Annotated in this window: 14 protein-coding genes and 1 riboswitch; of the genes, 4 read left to right on the top strand and 10 right to left on the bottom strand. The window is 73.9% G+C overall.

Going from position 1 to position 20,219, the window contains the following annotated elements; all coding sequences use genetic code 11:
* The first annotated feature begins 187 nt into the window (after window positions 1–187).
* Window positions 188–1,378, top strand: coding sequence for a TetR/AcrR family transcriptional regulator (locus ACWC24_RS09330; RefSeq protein ID WP_450662218.1), 1,191 nt, complete (start codon window positions 188–190; stop codon window positions 1,376–1,378).
* A 72-nt stretch (window positions 1,379–1,450) separates the two neighbouring features.
* On the opposite strand, the gene ACWC24_RS09335 is transcribed toward ACWC24_RS09330, so the two are convergent.
* The gene (locus tag ACWC24_RS09335) at window positions 1,451–2,650 is read right to left on the bottom strand and encodes an oxygenase MpaB family protein (protein WP_450662219.1); all 1,200 of its coding nucleotides are present in this window, start codon (window positions 2,648–2,650) and stop codon (window positions 1,451–1,453) included.
* A gap of 312 nt (window positions 2,651–2,962) precedes the next feature.
* Here ACWC24_RS09335 and ACWC24_RS09340 point away from each other — a divergent pair, with 312 nt between their 5' ends.
* The gene (locus ACWC24_RS09340; RefSeq protein ID WP_450662220.1) at window positions 2,963–3,553 is read left to right on the top strand and encodes a histidine phosphatase family protein; all 591 of its coding nucleotides are present in this window, start codon (window positions 2,963–2,965) and stop codon (window positions 3,551–3,553) included.
* Window positions 3,554–3,701: 148 nt separating this feature from the next.
* Here the strand turns inward: ACWC24_RS09340 and ACWC24_RS09345 are convergent, their stop codons facing one another.
* The 4 genes from ACWC24_RS09345 to ACWC24_RS09360 form a co-directional block, all read right to left on the bottom strand.
* A complete protein-coding gene (locus tag ACWC24_RS09345) occupies window positions 3,702–4,457 on the bottom strand; it encodes a CbtA family protein (protein ID WP_450662221.1) in 756 nt (251 codons plus the stop codon).
* Between the two features lie 19 nt (window positions 4,458–4,476).
* Window positions 4,477–4,698: a CbtB domain-containing protein gene (locus ACWC24_RS09350; RefSeq protein WP_152894620.1), complete on the bottom strand. Its 222-nt coding sequence runs from the start codon at window positions 4,696–4,698 to the stop codon at window positions 4,477–4,479.
* Between the two features lie 36 nt (window positions 4,699–4,734).
* Window positions 4,735–4,887, bottom strand: a riboswitch (cobalamin riboswitch).
* Between the two features lie 49 nt (window positions 4,888–4,936).
* Window positions 4,937–5,542: a phosphatase PAP2 family protein gene (locus ACWC24_RS09355; protein WP_450662391.1), complete on the bottom strand. Its 606-nt coding sequence runs from the start codon at window positions 5,540–5,542 to the stop codon at window positions 4,937–4,939.
* A gap of 189 nt (window positions 5,543–5,731) precedes the next feature.
* The gene (locus tag ACWC24_RS09360; protein ID WP_450662222.1) at window positions 5,732–6,670 is read right to left on the bottom strand and encodes a lysylphosphatidylglycerol synthase domain-containing protein; all 939 of its coding nucleotides are present in this window, start codon (window positions 6,668–6,670) and stop codon (window positions 5,732–5,734) included.
* 174 nt (window positions 6,671–6,844) lie between these two features.
* Between ACWC24_RS09360 and ACWC24_RS09365 the strand changes: the two genes are divergently transcribed.
* Both ACWC24_RS09365 and ACWC24_RS09370 read left to right on the top strand, forming a co-directional pair.
* Window positions 6,845–7,228 (top strand): BlaI/MecI/CopY family transcriptional regulator, encoded by a 384-nt coding sequence (locus ACWC24_RS09365; RefSeq protein ID WP_450662223.1) that lies wholly within the window; start codon window positions 6,845–6,847, stop codon window positions 7,226–7,228.
* A 91-nt stretch (window positions 7,229–7,319) separates the two neighbouring features.
* Window positions 7,320–8,123, top strand: coding sequence for a COG4705 family protein (locus ACWC24_RS09370; protein WP_450662224.1), 804 nt, complete (start codon window positions 7,320–7,322; stop codon window positions 8,121–8,123).
* A 35-nt stretch (window positions 8,124–8,158) separates the two neighbouring features.
* On the opposite strand, the gene ACWC24_RS09375 is transcribed toward ACWC24_RS09370, so the two are convergent.
* From ACWC24_RS09375 to ACWC24_RS09395, 5 genes are read right to left on the bottom strand one after another with little or no spacing between them, the layout of a single operon-like run.
* Window positions 8,159–10,993: a hypothetical protein gene (locus ACWC24_RS09375; RefSeq protein ID WP_450662225.1), complete on the bottom strand. Its 2,835-nt coding sequence runs from the start codon at window positions 10,991–10,993 to the stop codon at window positions 8,159–8,161.
* 6 nt (window positions 10,994–10,999) lie between these two features.
* A complete protein-coding gene (locus ACWC24_RS09380) occupies window positions 11,000–12,103 on the bottom strand; it encodes a hypothetical protein (protein WP_450662226.1) in 1,104 nt (367 codons plus the stop codon).
* Window positions 12,100–13,332: a hypothetical protein gene (locus tag ACWC24_RS09385; RefSeq protein WP_450662227.1), complete on the bottom strand. Its 1,233-nt coding sequence runs from the start codon at window positions 13,330–13,332 to the stop codon at window positions 12,100–12,102. The genes ACWC24_RS09380 and ACWC24_RS09385 overlap by 4 nt, the downstream gene beginning before the upstream one ends.
* Window positions 13,329–16,076, bottom strand: coding sequence for a hypothetical protein (locus ACWC24_RS09390; protein ID WP_450662228.1), 2,748 nt, complete (start codon window positions 16,074–16,076; stop codon window positions 13,329–13,331). Before ACWC24_RS09390 ends, ACWC24_RS09385 begins: the two co-directional genes overlap by 4 nt.
* A complete protein-coding gene (locus ACWC24_RS09395; protein ID WP_450662229.1) occupies window positions 16,073–20,074 on the bottom strand; it encodes a tubulin-like doman-containing protein in 4,002 nt (1,333 codons plus the stop codon). The genes ACWC24_RS09390 and ACWC24_RS09395 overlap by 4 nt, the downstream gene beginning before the upstream one ends.
* Window positions 20,075–20,219 lie beyond the last annotated feature (145 nt).

A 20,219-nucleotide genomic window follows, 5' to 3' on the forward strand; every position in this document is an offset into this window, starting at 1 on the left:
GGAGCCGGGAGGCGGGAGCCGGGAGGCGGGAGCCGGGAGGCGGGAGCCGGGAGGCGGGAGCCGGGAGGCGGGAGCCGGGAGGCGGGAGCCGGGAGGCGGGAGCCGGGAGGCGCCCACCACCTCCCGGCTGCCTCCTGCCGCGTCGAGGGAGCGGGGCCTCCTGACGGCGTGTGATTGACTGATCCGCATGGCTCCCGCCTCCCCGTCCGCCCGTTCGGCCGCCGGTCCGACCGCGGCGACCCGGCCCCGCAACCGCAAGCAGCTCATCGTCGACGCGGCCGGGCGGGTCTTCAGCGAGCGCGGCTACCACAACGCCTCCATGGAGGAGGTCGCCGCCGGTGTGGGGATCACGGCGGCCGCGCTGTACCGGCACTTCCCGAACAAGTACGCCCTGTTCGCGGCGTGCGCCCACGTCATGGTGGACGGACTGGTCGCCGCGCTCGACGAGGTGCCGTCCGAGGCGCCCTTGACGGACGTGCTCACGGCCGTCACCCGGATCACCGTCGCTCATCGCGCGTCGGGCGGCGTGTACCGCTGGGAGGCCCGGTACCTCGACCGCGACGACCGCCGGCGTCTCGCGGTGAAGTTCGGCCGCCTCGTCGAGCGGGTCGAGCAGGCCGTGCAGCGCGAACACCCCCTGTCCGACGAGCGTCTGCGGGCCATGGCGGCCCTCGGTGCGATCGGGTCCATCACGATGCATCACACCTCCATCGCCGCGCGCCGGGCCGAGGACCTGCTCCTGGCGTCCGCGCTGCGCGTGGCCGCGACCGATCCCGCGGCGGCCCGGACGGGGGCGCACCCGGTCGAGCTGCCCGCCCGGCCGGTGCCGCGCACCCGTCGCGCGGAGATACTCGCGGCCTCCGTCCCGCTGTTCGCCCGGGACGGATTCGCCAACGTCACCAACGGACAGATCGCGGAGGCGGTGGGGCTGACCCCGTCCGCGCTCTACCGCCACTACCCCGGCAAGATCGACATCCTGGCCGCCGCCTGCCTTCAGGCGGCGGGAGTGCTGGCCCAGGGGGTGGAGCAGAGCCTGCGGGAGGTCACCGGCCCGCACGAGGCCGTGGTCGCGCTGGCCGCGACCTATGTGGCCTACTGCTTCGAGTGCACCGAGCTCAACAGCGTCGCCGAGGCCGAACTCGCCGGCCTGCCGGCCGAGCTGCGGCGGCCCCTGGTCCTCGCGCAGCGGGAACACATCGCCGTCTGGGAGCAGCAGTTGAGGCTGGTCCGTCCGGAACTGGACCCGCGCCAGGCCCGAGTGTTGGCGCACGCCGGGTTCGGCGTGGTGGTCGAGGCGGGACGCAGACTGCGGTGGCGGGACAGCCCCGGGCATCGTGAGGCCGTGACCGCCCTGGTCGTGGGGGCGCTGGGGCTGTGAGCCCCGCCGCGCCCGCCCCTCGGTCCGACGGCCGACGGGGCGGGTGCGGGTGGGAGCGGCCGGATCGAGGGCTCAGGCCGCCCGGTTCGCGGTGGGGATCGTGATGGGGGTGGTGGTCCCGGAGGCGCCCTTGTTGAGGAACAGCATCGCCAGGGTGCGGATGAACTGGTCGAACAGGTAGAAGGTGCCGGGCATGACGGGCGACAGCCCCTCACGGAACAGGATGTACGCCGGCCACGCGGTGCGGATCAGGGCCGCCGACGCGTAGTCGCGGGTCAGCCCCAGCCAGTCGCCGACCTGGTCGCTGAGGACGTAGCGTACGAACTCGTTCAGGAACCCGCGGGTGACACCGAGGTCGACCTGTGCGGTCAGGCCGAGCAGGTCCTCGGCCAGTGCGATGCCCTCGGTGGTCGGGGTGAGGATCGGGGTGAGCACCTGCGCCGACTGCGCTTCGGCGGCCGCCCAGGTCTGGGGGATGTGCTCGTCCGGCACACCGAGCAGATGGACGGCGACCTGCCACGAGTGCAGGAAGGCCTCCTGGTCCGCGGCCGGGAACGGGATCTTCCAGTCGAGCAGCTTGCGGTGCACGTAGGTGCCCAGGCTGTGGAAGGTGACCAGGATGTCGGCGGCGCTGATCGGGGTGGTCTCGTCGGTGACCGCCTTCCAGTGCGGCGACTGCGGCAGCAGGTGACGCACCGCCGCGTGCACCACGCGGGTCTTGTTGGCGGTGACGACGAACTGGCCCGTCGGCTGGAAGGCTCCCAGTTGGGACAGGTCGTAGCCGAACGTGAACGTCTTGGCGGCGCGGTCCTGCATGTTGGCGCCGCCCGCGGACCAGTAGACGCTCCTCGCCTCGCGCGGGATCACGGTGCTCATGATTCCGCTGCCGAGGCCGTACAGCATGAACAGGTACGTGTCCCTGCGCCGGTTGAAGTCGGCGGCACGGGCCAGCTTGGCGGGGTCGGCCCAGGTGGGCAGCACGTTGACCTGTTGCAGGTACGCGGTGAACTCGGCCGGTACGCCGCCGGGCAGCGGGTCGTTGTTGTTCACCCACGACGCCCAGGCCGTGTTGATCGTCGGCACGTGTCCGTTGTCGAGCATCGAAGCCATCAGAGGGTCCGCCAGGCTGTCCCAGATCCACTCCGGGCCGGTTCCGGCGGCGGCCGCGGACACCGAGCCCGTCGACGCCCAGGCCCGGGCGGGGCCGGTCACACCCACGAGACCGAGCGCGACACCGAGTGACAGAGCCTTGCGCCTGCTGAGGTTCTCCATTGACTTACCTGCTTCCCTGATGGGTCAGATGATTACAAGTTCCGTCGCAGACTTGCCAGTTGCACGATCAACACGCGATGAACCTTGTCGCGCAGATGTGATTTTCGATTAACATAGCGAGGTGCGTAGCGGTCGGCAATGGTGGTGACCGAGGGCGCTGACGGGCAGCGGGTGACAGGCGGCGCGCGACGGGCGGCGGGCGGCGGGCGGCACTTCACCGTGGCCGTCGGCGCCGACGGCCGGTACGCCGGGCCGGATACCCTCATGGGCCCCGGACCGGCAGTCCGGGATCCGCACAGGAGGAGCGACCACGTGACGAGCCGTGTCACCTTCATCACGCCCGCGACGAGTTCGTCGCTGCGCCGGGCTCGTTTCGACGACGGTGACCCGATCGACGACCGCGGTGCCGCGCGGGCCCGGGCGGCGGCCGGCTCCCTGCCGCCGGCCGTCCGCGTCCTCGCCTCACCGAGCGTGCGCTGCCGCCGGACGGCCGCGGAACTGGGTCTCGACGCGACCGGCGAACCGGCGCTCGCGGGCGGGGACATGGGGCGCTGGCGTGGCCTGACCCTCGACGAGGTCGCCGCCGCGGAGCCGCAGGAGCTGGCGCGCTGGCTGTCCGACCCGGGGGCCGCTCCGCACGGCGGGGAGTCGGTGCGGGACGTATGCGATCGGGTCGCCCGCTGGCTGGAGGCGTCGGCGGGAAGCGACGGCAGGGTGCTGGCCGTGGTGGAGCCGGAGATCGTACGGGCCGCGGTGATCCATGCGTTGGCGGCTCCCGAGGCCGCCTTCTGGCGCCTCGACGTGCCGCCGCTGACGGCGACCGAGCTCACCGGACGCGCGCACCGCTGGAACCTCCGGCTCGGCCGGCCGCTAGGTCCTGTGACGGCCGGCCCGCAGGACTGACCGCGCACCTCACCCGCGGCGCATCGCCCTCGGCGCATCACCGACAGCACACGCCACCGCATGCACGGGTCACCGGACGCACACGTCACTGACGCCGAGAGGGCCCGCGGACGGATCCGCGGGCCCTCTCGGCGTGACGACGGGGTCGCTACGGGGCGGTCACCGCCGAACCCGCGGCGACCCGTGCGGGCTTCGGGTGCAGCAGTCTCTCGGCCAGTTCGCCGAAGACGAGGCCGAAGCCCGCCCACAGCGTGGCCTGGATGGCGAGGGCGGAGAGCCGGAACCGCCACAGCAGGGTGGCCGGGAAGTCCGCCGGGACCTCGTTGACGACGGGCAGGAACGCGTACGCCAGGCCGATCACGGCGATGAAGCCGAGGACGGCGACGACGGTGGCGTACCAGGTGCCCAGTCTCGGTGCGAGCCGCTTGCCCGCGATCACCGCGGCGACCGCGAGGAGCACGCTGAGGACCATCATCAGGAAGTACAGCGTGGTGCGCTTGCCGATGGTGTCGGGGTCGCCGACCGACGGCGGGTTGGCGGGGTACTTCAGGAACGGCACGACGTAGACGGCGAGCAGCGCGGTCCCCGACAGCAGCAGCGCGGTGGCGCGGGGGCCGAAGCGGCCGACGCGCCCGAGGGCGAAGCAGAAGGCGAGGGCGGCGATGCCGCCGAACGCCACGCCGTAGATCAGCACGCCGGTGGCGAGGCCGGCGGTGGACTGGAGGCTGCGGGAGACGAGTTCGACCTCGTGCTCGTGGGCGTGCGCGTGCGCCTCCTCGAAGCCGATCGCGCTGTCCACGCTCGGCTCACCGAGGAAGTAGGCGACGATCAGGGCGAGCACGCCGACCTCGAGGCCGGCGAGCATGCCCCGCACGAGCAGGTTTCTCACTGTTGCGGAGTTCACGGGAGTTCGGCGCCCCTCGTCAGTGGCAGGGGAAGCCGAGCAGGTGGCGGGCGTCGTGCACCCACTCGTGGACGTCCTCGCCGGAGACGACGGAGGTGGCGCCCTGCTCGGCGCCGACGAAGTACAGCAGGACCAGCATCAGGATGCCGAAGAAGACCGCCCAGGGGGCAATGTCCTTCAACGGCAGCTTGCCGGTGACGACGGGGGTGGTGGCGGTCGGCTGAGCGACGTGCTGCGCCATGGCAGGGCCTCCTCTGGGAGTTCGCGTCCCATCTCGGTGGTGCACAGGACGACGGCCCCGGGTCTGACTCGCGATGCGCCCCGTCGAGGAGGCATCGTCCACAGTGGCGCGACCGTGCCGGATTCTCACCGGCTTCCGTGATCCCGTCGTCGTATCAGAACGACAGTACCGTGTGTCGTATGCAGGGCCAATAGCGCGTCAGCAGGGGTGATCCCGTGCCTACTTGGGACGCCCAGCGTCAGGAGGCGGGCAGCAGCGGGCGCAGCGGAGTGGCTGTCAGCAGGCGCGCCAGCGTGTCCGCCCGGCGCCGCACCAAGGTCATGAGGCCCTGGGCGACGAGTCCGCCGACGAGGATTCCCGCGACCACGTCGTGCGGATAGTGCACGCCGACCCAGACCCGGGACACGCCCATCGCCAGCGCGGCCACGACCGCCACCGCGCCCAGCCGGCGCGAGACGGACAGCAGGGCCACGGCGCACGCGGCGGCGATCACCGTGTGGTTGCTGGGGAACGACCAGTCACCGGGTGCCGGACACGTCTCCAGGGTGCGCACGTGCAGCGTCAGGCACGGCCGGGTCTCGCGGACCAGCAGCTTCAGCACGGAGTCCACGCCGTAGGCCAGCACCGCGACCACCGGCACGGCCAGGGCCGTCACCGTCCGCGCGGCCCCCTCGCGCCGGGCCCGCCACCAGCCGACGACCATCAGGACGGCGAACAGGGCGAGTCCGTACGTCGACCACGCCGACACCGCGGTGTCCAGCCATCCGGGCGAACGCCCCGCGAGACCGACCACGTCCCGGTAGGCGGAGCCGTCCATCGACGCGCCGCCGAAAGCGGTGTTCATCGGCATGAGTTCTTCCCTTCGCACCCCGTGGACTGCGGGACACCAGGCGTCCGGCCGGAGTCCGACACGTCCACAGCAGTCGACTACAGACGTGTAGTCGGTCTACGACACTGTAGACGATCAGGGAGGGTGAGGCGTTCCCGCGACGGGCGGGAGCGGGAGAAACCGGACCCGACGGGCCGGGCGCCCTCAGAGTGCCGAGCGCCGTGCGAGCAGGAGCAGGACCAGCAGGCCGGGAGCCATCGGCAGCCACGCGGTGAGCAGGCGGTAGCCGAGGACGGCCGAGATCGCCGCCCGTCCCGGCGCCCCGTCCGCGGTGAGAGCCAGGGCGAGCGCGGCGTCCAGGGAACCGAGACCGCCGGGCGTGGGCAGCAGCGCGGCCGCACCGCTGGCGACGAGGTACGCCATGACCACATGGCCCGTGGACAGCCCGAGGCCGAGCGCGTGGACGACGGCGACGACCACCCCGGCGTGCAGCAGCGCGAACGCGGTCGAGCCGCCCCACAGCGCCCAGGCCCGCGCCCGGGACCGGTGCACCTCCCGCACCTCCGCGAGAGCCCGGCCCACGGCACGCCGCAGCCGGGCGCTCGCCGCGACGGCCAGCACCACGGCCCCGGCCGCCACCGGCAGCAGCAGCACCAGCCCCTGCGGCACGCGCGCCGGCACCCGTACGGTGTCCGGCGAGGTCAGCAGCAGGGTCAGGCCCAGCACGCAGCGGACCAGCCCGCCGGCCGCCGCCTTCACCGCGAGCGCGGTCGCCGAACGGGTCGCGGACAGCCCGCACCGGGTCAGGAAGCGCAGGTTGACCAGGGTCGCCCCGGCCCCGGCCGGGAGGAGATGGTTGGCGGCGGACGCGGCGAACTGTGCGGCCACCAGCCTTCGCCGTGGCAGCCGTTCGGTCACCGCGCCCTGCTGGACGACGGCCGCGCACACCCAGGTCGACGCGGCGGCGACGCACGCGAGCAACAGCCACGCGCGGTCGGCGGCGGCGAGCCGGTCGGCCCCGCTGTCGAGGACGTCCCGGCGCGCGACGAGGACCCCACAGGCGGCCAGGAGTACCGCGAGCGTGACCCCCAGCCGCCAGTACCGGCGTCGGCCCGTGCTCACCGGCAGGTCGGTCGCGGTCACGCCGGTCCTCGGGCGCGCCGGACGAAGGGAGAGCCGTCGGCCATCGTGCACCTCTCGTCGTAGCGCGCCACGGGATCGACTCCCCTACAAAATGTAGGGTCGCATCACACCCTACATTTTGTAGGGTTAAAGGCAGGTGAGAAGATATCCGCCCGTCTCGGTAAGGTGGCCGACATGGCTGGCACCGGCCCACACAAGAGACCCGGACGGCGCAGTGCGGGCGAGTTGGAGGGCGCGGTCCTGGCGGCACTGTGGGCGGCGGAGCTGCCCCGGACCCCGGCCGAGATCCAGACGGAGCTCGGCGGCGACCTCGCCTACAACACCGTCCACACCATCCTCAAACGTCTGTACGACAAAGGACTCGTGCTGCGCGACGCCGACGGGCGGCGCGGTGCGTACCGGCCCACGCGCGACGCGGCCGAGCTGACCGCCGAGGCGATGCGCGACGCCCTCGACCGGGGCCCGGACCCGATCGCCGCGCTCCAGCACTTCGTGACCGGACTGAGCCCGGCCGAGGAGCAGGTGCTGCGGGAGCTGCTCGGGGAGAGCTCCGCCTGAGCTCCTCCTGAGTTCCCCCCGAACGGGGCCGGACCCGTGCGCGGACGGCCGTTCAGGCTGCGTTCAGGGTCGGGGTGCCAAGGTGCGGATCATGACCGCAGAGCACATCCTCGACGACCGGCCCCGCATACCCGTACACCGGATGGCGAACAAGGTGCCGGAGGTGACCGCCTACTTCTGGATCATCAAGGTGCTGACCACCGGCATGGGCGAGACGGCGTCGGACCTCCTGGCGCGACTGCTCGGTCCGGTCCCCGCGGTCGGGCTCGGCGGCCTCGCCCTGGTGGCCTCCCTCGCCGTGCAGTTCGCGCTGCGCCGGTACGTCGCCTGGGCCTACTGGACGGCCGTCGTCATGGTCAGCGTGTTCGGCACCATGGCCGCCGACGTGCTGCACGTCGGCCTCGGCGTGCCGTACGCCGTCTCGACCCCCGCCTTCCTCGCCGTGCTGGCCGCGGTCTTCGTGCTCTGGTACGCGGTCGAGGGGACGCTGTCCATCCACAGCATCGGCACCCGCCGGCGCGAGGCGTTCTACTGGGCGGCCGTGCTCGCCACCTTCGCCCTCGGCACCGCCGCGGGTGACCTCACCGCCACCACCGGCTTCGGCTACCTCGGCTCGGTCGTCCTGTTCACGGCCGCGATCTGCGTGCCCGCTCTGGCCCATCGCTTCGGCGTCCTGGGCGCGGTGGCCGCCTTCTGGACGGCGTACGTCATCACCCGGCCCCTCGGTGCCTCCCTCGCCGACTGGATGGCGCTCGGCCATACCCGCGGCGGCCTCGGGCTCGGACTGGCGCCGGTCACCGCCGCCTGGACGGTCGCGATCGTCGGGTTCGTCGGCTACCTCGCCGTCACCCGGCGCGACACGGACGCCGCGCCGGGCCCGTCCCGCGCCTTCTGACCGCACCGCCGACGGTCGCGTCACCATCCGTCGCGTCACCATCGGTCGATCAGCAACAGCAGAAGCAGGACGGCCACGCAGCTCACGGCGAGGAAGCAGAACAGCCACCGGTCGTCGGACGAGTCCGCCCGGTGGCCGTCACCGGGTGTCGTACGACGTGCCACGACCGGCGCCGACGGCTCGGGCGGCTCGGGGGCGGCCTCCCGCGGCGGCCCGGCGGGGACCTTGCGCAGGTGCCGGGCCAGTTCGTACCAGACCCGGTCCGGCAGCTTCGGCATGCCGTGGACGGGGGAATCGAGCAGCAGCTCAAGGAAGCGGCGCTCCACCGGACCGCCCTGTTCGCGCAGCCCGCGGAACAGCTTCACCAGACCGTCCTCGATACCCCGATGCCCGGCGTACGGGAGGACGGCCCAGTGGAGCAGCCAGACGGCTGTCTCCGCCGTGAGGTGGTCGTCGTGTTCGCCCGACCTCCCGGCGGCGGTGGTACGGCGGTGGCGCAGGAACAGCTTCTGCCTCAGCAGGCGTCGGCAGACCTCGTCCGCCTCCGGCAGGGTGCGCCAGCCCGCCTTGGCCGCCAGCGCGACGAGAACGCGGTCGGCCTCCTCCCGCGGGACGTCCTGCCTGGCGAGCCGTTCGAGCAGTTCGCTGTCGGGCAGCAGGTCGAGGCCCCCCGACGACGACCTCCGCGATTCGTGCCGCCGACGAGCGAGGCCGAGTCTGCGCGCCAGGCGCACACCCCGTGTCGGCAGCTCGGGCAGCTCCCAGTGGTGCCCGGCCGGCCAGGGCGGGCGTCCGTCCGGGGACCGCTCCGGGGTCGTCTCCTGCGGTTCCACCGCCCGTGCCGGATGCGGTGGCGGGTGCGGCGGGGTGTGCGCGGGTCGGGGGGCATCGGTGGCCGGGCGGGCGGACGGCACCGGCCGGGACGGCGGCGGTGCCGTGGCGGACGTCGGCTCCTGGGCGGGCGGGCGCCGGGTACGGCCCGTCGCGGGCACGGAGTACGGCTGGATGCGCGGCCGTCGCTCACGCTGGTGCCCGTACAGCCGGTCCCGGTACGGTCCTCCGTCCGCACCGGGACCGGATGCGTCGTCGGGCCCCGCGTATCCGTCGGCCCCGTGGGCCGGGCCGGGGCCGCCGGTGGTCCCGGTGTCCGGCCGTCCGGTGCCCTGGGGCGTGTGGTGGTGTGCGCCGGCGTAAGGATCGGTGGAATCCGGCGGCCGGACCGCCGCCGTGCCGGCCCCCGGCCCGACCGGACCACCCCCCGAACCGCCGACCGGGCCGTAAGCCGGACCGACCGGCCTGTACCCGGTCTTTGCGGCCGAACCGCGAGCGGTCTCCGGCCCGGGGCCGGGACCGGGACCGGCTACTGGCCCGGGTCCGTGGATCGGCTCCGCGACCGACCCGTGACCGGCCTCCGAACCAGGACCGGGGCTGGGGCTGGGGCTGGGTCCATGGCCGGGACCGGGACCGTGAATCGTCTCCGCGGCAGGGCCGTGACCGCCCTCCGGACCACGCCCGGAACCCGGACGAGGACCAGGGCCGAGCCCGTGAACCGGCCCCGCAACCGACCCGTGACCGTTCCCCGAACCGGGGCTGGGGCCGGGACCGGGGCTGGGGCTGGGGCTAGGGCTGGGACCGGGGCTGGGGCTGGGACCGGGGCCGGGACCGGGGCTGGGTGCATGGCCGGGACCGGGACCGTGAATCGTCTCCGCGGCAGGGCCGTGACCGCCCTCCGGACCACGCCCGGAACCCGGACGAGGACCAGGGCCGGACCCGTGAACCGTCTCCGGGACCGGCCCGTGGACCGGCCCCGCGACCGGCCCGTGAAGGGGCTCCCCCCTGGTGCCCTGGAGCGGATCCGCCTCGGGCCTGTGGGCCGGCTCCGGCCTGGGCCCATGGGCGGGGTCCGCTCCGGGGCCATGGACCGGCTCCGGCAGCGCGCTCCCGGGCTCCGTCGGCCGGTTCCGGATGCCGCGGGTCGTCCCGAGCAACCGGCCCAGCGCGAGCAGCCGTTCGGGCACCGGCAGATCGGTGTCCAGGGGCACCTGCCTGAACAGCCGCCGCAGGTCGGCCGCGTAATCCGGGTCCGACACGAACAGCCGGACCAGCTCCCTCGCTACCGCGTCGGCCTCGTCCTGCGGCGCGTTCCCGAGCGTGATCCGCTCCACCCGCGCGTCCGCGGTCGCCGACCTGCGCCAGGTCGGCACACCCACCACACGCAGCCCATGGGTGTCGGAGGTGTCGCAGGTCGCGTACGTCCAGTAGTCCTGTCCGAGCCAGTCGCCGAAGATGCCGCACAGCCCCCAGACGAGCAGCGGGGTGTCGTTCGCCCCGGCCACGGAGAAGTCCGGGATCCGGATCGACATCAAACGCTCCGGGGTGCGCAGCAGTTGGCCCGTCACCACGGTGAGCGGACGCGCCACGGTGTGCACCCGCGCGCTGAACCGCCGCCACTCCCGTTCCACCGTCTCGCCGAACGCCTCGGGCGCCGCCTGCCGCAGCCCGCGGATGCCGGTACCGGCCAGACCGGCTGCGGGAACCGGGAGTTCACTGAGCGTCAGACAGAACCGCGGCTTGAGGACGTTGCGACCGCCGACCAGGGCATGGGACTCCGTACTGGTGCGACCATGGGCGTCGAAGCCGCTCCTGCGGTTGATGACGACCACGTCACCGCTCTTGCTGATCTGGCGGACCTGGCTCGGCCGCTCGCTCCCCTCCACCCGCAGCAGCGGCGCCAGTTCCTCTCTCAACTCCTCGGCGCGTTCCCCCGCGCACGAGTACGCCGCCGCGGTGATGCCCGTGCCGTTGCGGTCCCGGTTGCCCTCCCAGCGGAAGACGATCTGGTCGAGCCACTCCTCGCTTCGCTGGTCCACGTCAGCTCACATCCCCATCGTGGACGGCCGGTGCGCCGGGTCCTCGGTCAGCAACCCGCACATGGCGAGGATCGACAGCAGCGGGCCCAGCACCCGCCGGGAGCGCACCCCGTGCGGGAAGCGGCCGTTGGCCGGCTGGCCCCCGGTCGCGGAGGCGAAGTGCAGGGTGCAGCGCAGGGCGTTGTCGAACGGCCGCAGCCAGGCGGGCGCGGCATGACGACGCAGGAACGCGTACGCGTCGCGGCTCTCCTCCCGCACCGCCCGCGGGTCGAACGGGGCCGTGGTCGGGCGGCTGAGCCAGCGGTCCACAGGGGGTTCGAAACGCAGCAGGTCCGCCTTGCCGACCACCAGGGCCGTCGCCACGTCGAGGTACGCCCCGTGCCGGGGCAGCCGGTCGAGCACCGTCTCGAAGGCGGGGTCGCTCGCGCTGACGCGCAGGCCGTACCGCTCGCGCGGCTCGTCGAGTTGGGGCAGGCCGCAGGCGAGCAGCGGGTCGACGACGAAGACCAGGGCGTCGACGCCCACCAGGAAGGTCAGCAACGCGTCCGTGCGCACCAGGTCCTCGCCGCCGAGGTCGAAGAAGGCCACCGGCCGCACCTGGCCGTCCGCGCCGGTGAGCAGCAGGGCCTCGATGAACTCGGCGAACGGCGTCTGCGCGGTGGCCCCCAACTGCTCGCCTGCGCGCAGCGGCGCCACCCGCTCCTTGAGGAAGACCGAATGGTCGGCGGGGTTCACCGACTGCCACCGCACCCCGAAGGGCGCCAGGCAGCCGTCGGTGATCTCGGCGACCATCTGGGTCAGCAGATGGCTCTTGCCGGTGCCCGACGTGCCGACCATGGCGACGGTCAGCGGGCGGCCGTGGGTCAGGTAGGGCACGGGGATGTAGTGGTGGTTGACGCCCTCGGTGTTCCGGCAGAGCTGGAAGGCCCCGCGCAGGACGTCGGCGCGGCGCAGCGGGTTGGTGAGACGGCTGGTGTCGAGACGTTCGTACTGCGACTTCTCGTTGCGCACGTACAGGGCCCGCTCGTCGTAGACGACGATCTCCAGGCAGTACGGGCAGGCGATCTGCCCGGGTTCGAGCCGTGCCGACGGTGCCGTCGTGACGCTCACCGGCGTCCCCTTCCGTTTCTGCCTCGCCCGCGATCGGCAGTGCCGCCCAGCCAGCCGCGCAGGCGGCCCCGGTCCTGACCCGACGGGTTCGGGGTCTCCCGCGGTCCGTCGTCCGGGGGCGCGCCGTGACCGTGCGCGGCACTCGCGCCCGGACCGCCGATGTCGGCGGGTCCCAGGTCTTCGATGTGCTCGATGTTCTTGACGGTTTTGATCGCTTTGACGGTTTTAATGTTTTTGATGTATTCGATGTGTTCGACGGGTCCGTCGATGCCGGCGGTCGCGCGCTTGCGGGCGAGCTCGTCGTCGAACGCCCTGCGGTGCGGCTCCAGCGGGTCGGGGCCGGCCATCAGAACGGTCGCCGGGTCCGGGTCCGGCACCAGCAGGCCGAGCAGCCGGGCGGGGCTCGGACGGCCCTCGGCCCGGGGGGCGAACGCGTCGCCGAGGCTCTGGGCCAGTGACCGGTAGGCGTCGAGGTCGGCCGGCGGGCCGTCCGGTCGGCCCTGACGGCCGGCCACGAGCTGGTACATCAGCTGGGCCGTGCTCCACAGCGCGTCCCGCGCGTCGACCTCGCCGACCCCCGCCCGCTGCTCGGGCGACGCGTACGGTGCGGCACCCCAGGGTGTCCTCGGGGCGCCGATCCGCGCCGTCGCGCCCAGGTCCCAGAGCTGCGCCCGTTCGCCGTCCCAGCGGACGGCCGCGGGCACGATGCCCCGGTGGACCAGTCCGAGGCCCTCCAACAGGCGTACCGCGAGCACCAGATCGCGCTCGATGATCCGCTGGTCGGTGGTGGAGATGCCGTGGGTGAGGCCGGTCGCCGGCTCACCCCGGGGGGTGACGTAGATCAGGAAGGGTTCGGCCGCGTCCATGTCGTAGCCGACCGGGACCGGGAACAGCTTCTGGTACGGACTCCCGAGGAGGGCGCGGTGGATCGTCAGGGCCGCACCGACCTCGGCCTCCAGCGCCTGGTACTCCTGCGGGTCGCGGACGTCGGCGGACGGCAGTCTCACCTGTACGCCCGTCCACGCGTCGCCGAGCAGCAGCTCCCGGGCCAGCAGGGGCGGGCGGACCAGTCGCCTGAGCTCGGGTCCGAAACGGGCGGGAGCTCGGCGACGCAGGCCGCCCGGGGTGGTGAAGGACAGGTCGGGCGGCATCTCGGTGCCGTCGGCCTGCCGGCCGAGGTCCCAGGTGACCGCGCCGCGGCCCGTCGGCCGCGCCGTACGCTCGTTCACTCGCCCCCCTCGTCGCCGTAGCGGTCCCGGGCGCCGTCGCCGTCGCGGTTCCGGGCCTCGTCGCCGTCGCGGGCCGGGGACCGGTCGTCGGCCCATTCACGCAGGCGGACCGGCCGCACCACGCCGGTCCGCAGCGGAACCAGCTTCAGCAGTCCGGCGTAACGCCCGGTGGAGGTCCACACCGAGCGGCTGCGCATCCCGGGCGGGGTCGCCTCGGGGCTCCGTCCGTCCGGCCCGGCACCGTCGCCCGTCCCGCCACGGCCCTCCGTGCCGCTCCAGACCGCCTGGGGTGCGAACCTGATCCACTCCACGCCGGCGGGATCCTTGCTGAGCAACGGTGTCTGAAGCGGTGACGCCAGATCGACGATGCGACGGCCCTGCGGGTCGGGTTCGATGGCGTCGGCCACCCGCTGGTGCCCGATGCCGAGCAGTCCCTCGGCGTTGCCCCGGCGCTCCACCGACCGGGCGTACGGCGGTGGCGAGACGACCCCCTGGGTGAACAGGTGACGGCGGGTCACCTCCAGCATGAGGCGCATCCGTTCCTCGACCCGGCTGAGCGCGGGCCCCGCGGCCTGGCCCCGCGCGACGGCCCCCCAGTAGGGGTCGAGGGCGCCGACCAGGGTGTCGGTGAGGTCGCCGACCAGGGTGTCCACGAGCCTGGGTCCGCCTTCGCCCGCCTCCCTGTCCAGCCAGCGCGGGCCGTCGCCGGACGCCCGGTCCGCCTGCGGACCGTGGCCGCCCGTGCCGTCCGTCCCGAAGGTCGCAGGTCCGTCGCCGGTGCCGCCGGACGTGGCCGGCCGGGAGACGGGATCCGTCTCCGGTGTCCAGCCGGGCCGGGCGAATCCGTCGTCGGGGTCCGCGGACCGGCCGAAGACCCGGCCGTCGGGGCCGGGAGCCTCACTGAGCGGGTCCTGCCAGCCCCCGGCCGTCGACGCGGCGAGGAAGTCCGGCTCCCCACGGCGCTGTTCGAGCTCCTCGACGGTGGCCGCCGCGCCGCGCAGCGCACCGGCCACCATACGGGCGGCGTCGGCACAGTGCAGGCGCTCGTCGGCGGCCCAGCGCTGGCGCAGCACCGCTTCCGCGAGCAGCGCGTCGAGGCCGTCCAGGGCCCGGCGGGCGTCGTCCGCGCCGGTCAGCCCCCACCAGCGGTCCAGGGCCCGGCGCCGGCGCACGACCACGAGGGCGACGGCCAGGGCCGTGCCGCACAGGGCGCCCAGCAGCCCCGCCCAGGGCGGTACGGACACCCCGACGGCGCTCAGCAGCGCCCCGCCCATGACCCCCACGGCTCCCGCCGCGGCCTGTGCGGCCGCTCCGGCCGCCCCCGGGCCCGCGGCGGGGCGGCCGGGCTGTCGCAGGCCGGTCAGGAGGCTGCCGCCGACCAGGACCAGCAGGACGGCGAGCGCGGCGAGGGTCCCGGGCCAGGGCCACAGGGCCGCGAGCGCGCAGGCGGCCAGGGCGCCGGCCAGCTGTCCTGGGCTGGTCGTGGAGACCGTGAAGTCCTGGTCGGCCGAGACGAGTTCGGGCAGTTCGGGCGGGCAGCGCCGGTCGGCCTCGGCGAGCAGCCCCGCGCTCGACGCGGGTGCCACCTGCTCGGAGAGGGCGGCGAAGCGCTCGGCGACGCTGCGCAGGGCCAGTCGCTCGGCGAGCATCCGTTCGGCGAGCCGGTGCAGACCGTCCCCCACGGCCTCCCGGCTGCCCGTGTACGGCGGGACCCGGACCCCGAGATCGGCCAGGGCCAGCGCCGATTCGGGGGTGGCCGGGGAGGCTCCCGCGGCGCCCTCCTTGAGGGCTCGGGCGACCAGTGCGCGGTACCCGCCGAGGGCGCGTGCGGCGGTGTCGAGTGCCGAGGCGACGGCATGCCGGCCGGTGCCGAAGAGGAGTCCGCCGGCGCTGCCGAGCCGTGCCCAGGCCGCGCAGGCGTCGTCGAGGGCGTCGACGCAGGCCGTGTACGCCCGGTCGGCCGGGCCGCCCGGGACCCGGTGGCCCGGTACCGGTCCGGTGGGCCGGCCCGCGGCGAGTTCGTCGACCGGCTTGGGGAGTTCGATCCGGGCGGTGTCCTCGCCGTCCGGCGCCGGCGGGGTTCCGGAGGACCGCTCACCGGCGAACCGGTTCAGTGCCTCGCGCCACGCGCGCGCCCGGGCGGCGCCGGACAGGTCGTGCTCCAGCACCCGGACACCCGGCACCGCCACGGCGTCCGGGAACCTGGCGAGCGTGTCCAGGGTCTCGTCGAACAGCGCCCGCAGCAGGTCCACGAGGACGGCCAGCGCCTCCGGGTCGTCGGCGCCCACGGGGTCGCCCGCGGTGCGGGCGGCCCGCAGGTCCCCGGCCCACAGGAGTCCGGAGTCGGGGCCGTGCAGGGCCGCGGGCCGCAGCAGGCGACGACCGAGCCCGGCGCCGGGCTCGGCGTCGGGGTCCGACTCCAGGGCGGCCGGGAAGTCGTCGTACGGGCCGGTCGGCGCGTAGGTGTCGGCCGCGCCCGGCAGATCGCCGATGACGAGGCCGAGCAGCCATGCCTTGGTGCCGTAGCCGAGGACCTTCTCGTACAGGCTGTGGTGGTCCGTCAGTCCGCGCGGGGTGTCCAGCAGGAGGAACCGGTAGTGTCCGTCGCCCGGTTCGGGCAGCCCCTCGTGCCCGAGTTGCTTCTGGACGGCTCTGCGCAGTGCGCCGGGGGCCGTCAGCCGGTGCGCTCCGGACCGCAGGTCCAGCACGATCACCGCGTGTGTCCCGTCCCTGACCTCGCTCACTCGGGGTCACGCTCCCAGGGGTCGCGGGCCGTACGGTTGCCGGCCGTGCCGTCGTGTGTGTGGTCCGGTCCGGGCCCGCTGCCGGAGTCGCTCCACGTGGACTCGCTCCATGTGGACGCGCTCCACGTGGTGTCACGCCAGGCGGAGTCGCCCGGTGCCGGGTCGGCGGGACCGGGGTGGTCCACGGCGGGGTCGCCCGACGCGGAGTCGTTCGACGTGGTCCAGGGGAAGTCCTGCTGCGGGTGCGGGGGGCGGCCCTCGGCGGCGCCCGATCCCGAATCCCGATCCGGACCGGAGCCGGAACTCCAACCCGAACCGGATCCGGAGCCGGAGCCCGAGCTCCAATCCGAGCCCGAACCCCCTTCGTACGAGCCGGACTTGTCGAGGCTGTCGCCCAGCCACGGGAACTCCTCGGCCGCCGGGGCGTCCACCGCGTCGGCGCGGTCCGCGTCCCGGGACTCCGCCCGGGCGGTGGACGCCCCGGCCGCCGCGCCGCCGGCCGGTCGGGGATCGGCGGGTGCGCGCCGGGGACCCGGGTCCGGCTCGCCCGTCAGCCGCTCGGGCCAGCGGGGTTGCTCGGGCCAGTCGGAGAAGTCGTACCGGCCGGTGGCAGCCGCTTTCCGCTCGGCGGCAGGAGGCTCGGCGCCAGGTGGCGGCTCGGCGGCAGGCGGAGGTTCGGCGGCAGGAGACCCGGCGGCGAACCGGGTCGCGGCACGGTCCTTGCGGGCGCCGGCGCGGTACGGTTCGTCGGCCCCCGCGGAGCGTGCCCGGGGCAGCCGCGTGGTCCCCCAGTCGTCCTTCTCGGTCGTGCGCCGTGGCGCACGCGGCGGCACGGGCGGCCCGGGATCCGTAGCGGTGAAGGGACCGTTGTCCATCGTCTCCGCCAGCGACAGCAGGTTCGGCTCGATCGCCCGCTTCTCGGTGAACGTCACCTCCAGGGCGCCGCGCAGGGTCTCCTCCCAGAACTGGCGCAACGGAGCGATCCATTCGGCGGACCAGTGCCCGGACTGCTGCTCCAGCTTCTCCAGCAGCCGGCGCTGGCGCGGCGCGATCTCGTTCACGAACCGTACGAACAGCGGGTCGGGGGTGCTGCCGGAGAGCGACAGGCCCTTGGGCTGGACCCGCATCAGGACACCGCAGTAGTCCTCCACGATGCGTCCCTCGTCCAGCAGCGCCCACCGTTCGTAGGAGCGCAGCAGTCCGGCCCAGCCGGAGATGTCGCCCTGGTAGTCGTCGAGCCGCAGCGTCATGCCGGGGACGTCGGGGCCGTCCTCCTCGTACAGCCGGACGCGGACCCGGGACGGCGAGTCGGGGTCTCCCTCGACGACGGTGAGCTGGCCGTTCCACATCGCGCACAGCAGGCGGTGCAGGATGTGCCGGCGGTCCTCCTCGGTGCTGGCCAGCCAGTCGTCGCGGTAGCCGAGCCGCTGCCGCCAGCTCAGCACGTCCTCGCTCTGTTCCACGTCGCGGGCCCTGGCCCAGCGGCGCAGTACGTTGCGGGCCTCGGGGACCTCGGTCAGGCTCATCTCGCTGCGGAAGAGCACGACGGTGATCGAGTCCGTCTCGACCCCGCGGAACTCGATGGAGCGCTTGCCGTCCCTGGGCAGCAGCAGGGACTTGCGCAGGTACTCCTCGACCGCGTCCTTGTTCTGGATGCGCGGGTAGACGATGAGGACCTTCAGCGGTCCGCCGCCCTCGGGCACGAAGCCGTGCGGAAGCAGTCCGGCGATCTTGAACCGGAACTGTTCCAGCGCGCTCTTGCCGACCTCCTCGGCGGCGTCGCCGACCCCGGCCGCGGCGCTCAGCAGCATCGCCATGGACGGCAGCAGCGGACGCTCGTCGGCCTGCATGCCGCTCTCCGCGAAGAGCGTCTTGACCCGTTGCTCGACCGCGGCCTTGACGGTGGCGACGGCCGCGGCGGGGTTGCGGCGGCCCGCGGTGTACGAGGACTGCCAGCAGTCGGCGTCGACGAGTTTGAGCAGCAGCGCCGACTCGTCGTCGTTGTCCCGCAGGCCGACCCGCTTGATCAGACGTTCGCGCAGGTCGTCGTAGAAGTCGCGGAGGTTGCTCTGCGGCGGCAGCAGGTAGGAGACGCCGGTGCGGTCGTCGTAGAGCTCCTGCACCTGTTCCTGGAAGGCTCTGGGCTCCTCCTCCACGTGCTTGCGGAACGCCTCGACCAGGAGGCCCAGTTCGGCGTTGAGCGCCGCGGCGGCGGGCCGCCAGCGCTGCTCCTGGCGTCGCCATCCCTCGTGCCAGACGACCCGGCTGCGCCACTGGTACCAGCGGTCCTGCGCCTCGACGGCCGCCACCACGTCGGCGTCGCCCCAGTGGGCCTTGGACAGGCCGCCGATCCGGCCCTTGATCCGGGGGACCGCGGGGGGCTGGGCGTCCACTCCGGCCGGGCGTACGGGCTGCCGGCCGCGGTTGTCCAGCATGCCGAGGAAGCCGAGCACGGTCACCGGGTCCGGGTCGCCGGGCACCCCCTTGACGATCCGTTCGGCCTGGAAGAGGTCGGCGGAGCGCAGCACCCGCTCCAGCGCCGCGCGGGGTGCGAACTGCTCGGCGAGCGCGGGGGCGCGCCGGTCCACCTTGCGCCGCAGGTCGTCCAGGAGGCCCTGCATGTCGCTGATGCGGTCGCGCAGGGCCTGTTCGATGGCGATCCCGCCGCGGGGCAGGGGGTCGGGCTCGGGTACGGGGAGGGCTTCGCGGGTCCACAGTTCGTCCAGGCCCGAGTCGGCGAACATCTTGCGGACGGTGCCCGCGTACTCGTGGCTGGCCTTGGCGACGGGTTCGGTGAGCCGGCGCACGGACATGGCCAGCATCCGGGAGGAGACCAGCGCGGCGAGTTCGTCGAGGGGTGCGGTCATCGAGGCGACCAGGCTGGTGGACACCCCGCGGTGGCCGATGCCGGAGGCGGCGCGTACGGCGCGGTGCAGGCCGCGGTTGATGAAGCTCGCGGCGAACGTCTGGTAGTCGTCGTCGGCTCGGGCGCGCGGGCCGGTGCCGTCGCCCAGTTCGGTGCCGACGAGCGACATCACCAAGGAGACGATGGAGCGGCGCAGGTCGTCGGGGCGGATTCCGGCGGTGCGGCTGAACAGGAAGGCGGTCGGCACCATGCCGGTGCGCAGCCGGATCGGGTGTACGCCGGGGTAGCGGATGTGGGTCGCGGTGTCCAGGTCGGTGTCGCCGAGGTCGGACTCGGCGGTCGGCACGTTCTGTTCGTCGACCAGCCGGAAGAGGTCCACCGCGGCGCGCGCGGCGTTGAGTTCGGCCTCGCGGCCGCCGCCGGAGGAGGTGGGGAAGGCGGACGGCATGACCACCAGGGGGTAGATGCGGGCGCCGGTGAAGTTCTTCGCCCGGAACGCCTCCCCGATCAGGTGGAGGTAGTCGAGGAAGATGCCGGCTCCGGTGCCGCCGGCCACCGAGAAGGCCACGAACACGTCGCAGCCGGACATCGGTCCGCCGCCGAGCTGGCTGAGTTCGCCGCCGGAGCGGCTGATGGCGTCGATGGCCTGGAGCAGCGGCCCCATGACCGGGTCGAGTCCGTTGCGCAGGGTGCCGAACAGGGCGGCGCGGCCGACCGTGGGCAGTTGGCCGGCGCCGTTGCGCAGCGGGGTGACCTTGGGTTCGCCGGTGCGCGGCGGCAGCCAGCCGCTGACCTCGTCGCGCATCACCGCGCGCAGTTCCCGGGTGACCTCGGGGGAGCTGTCGTGGTCGGGGAGCAGGTCGTGGGTGGCGCGGGCGGTGCGGCCGTAGGCGGCGCGCAGCGCGTTGTCGGCGCTGAGGTGGGGCAGCCGGGCGAGTTCGGACTCGCTGAAGTCGGCGTAGACGAACTGGAGGCACTCCGGCAGTTGGTAGCGCAGCGGAATGCCGAGTGGGTTGAGCGCGGTCCCGTCGGGTCCGCACAGGTCGGCCCGCAGCCGTCGCTCCAGCTCGGCTCCGACCAGTCCGCCGGTGCCGCCCAGACCGACGAACAGCATCGGCTGGAAGATCTTCATATGGTGGTCCTCCGCCGGGGCGCGGGGCGTCCCGGTCGCTGGTGGTCGAGTACGGGTGGGGGGACCGCGGACGCGGAGGCGCGGTCCGGTGGGGCGGGCGGCGGCTCGGGGTGCCGCCCGTCCGGTGGGGTGTGCGGGGCTGCTC

The sequence above is a fragment of the Streptomyces sp. NPDC001443 genome, assembly GCF_053597355.1.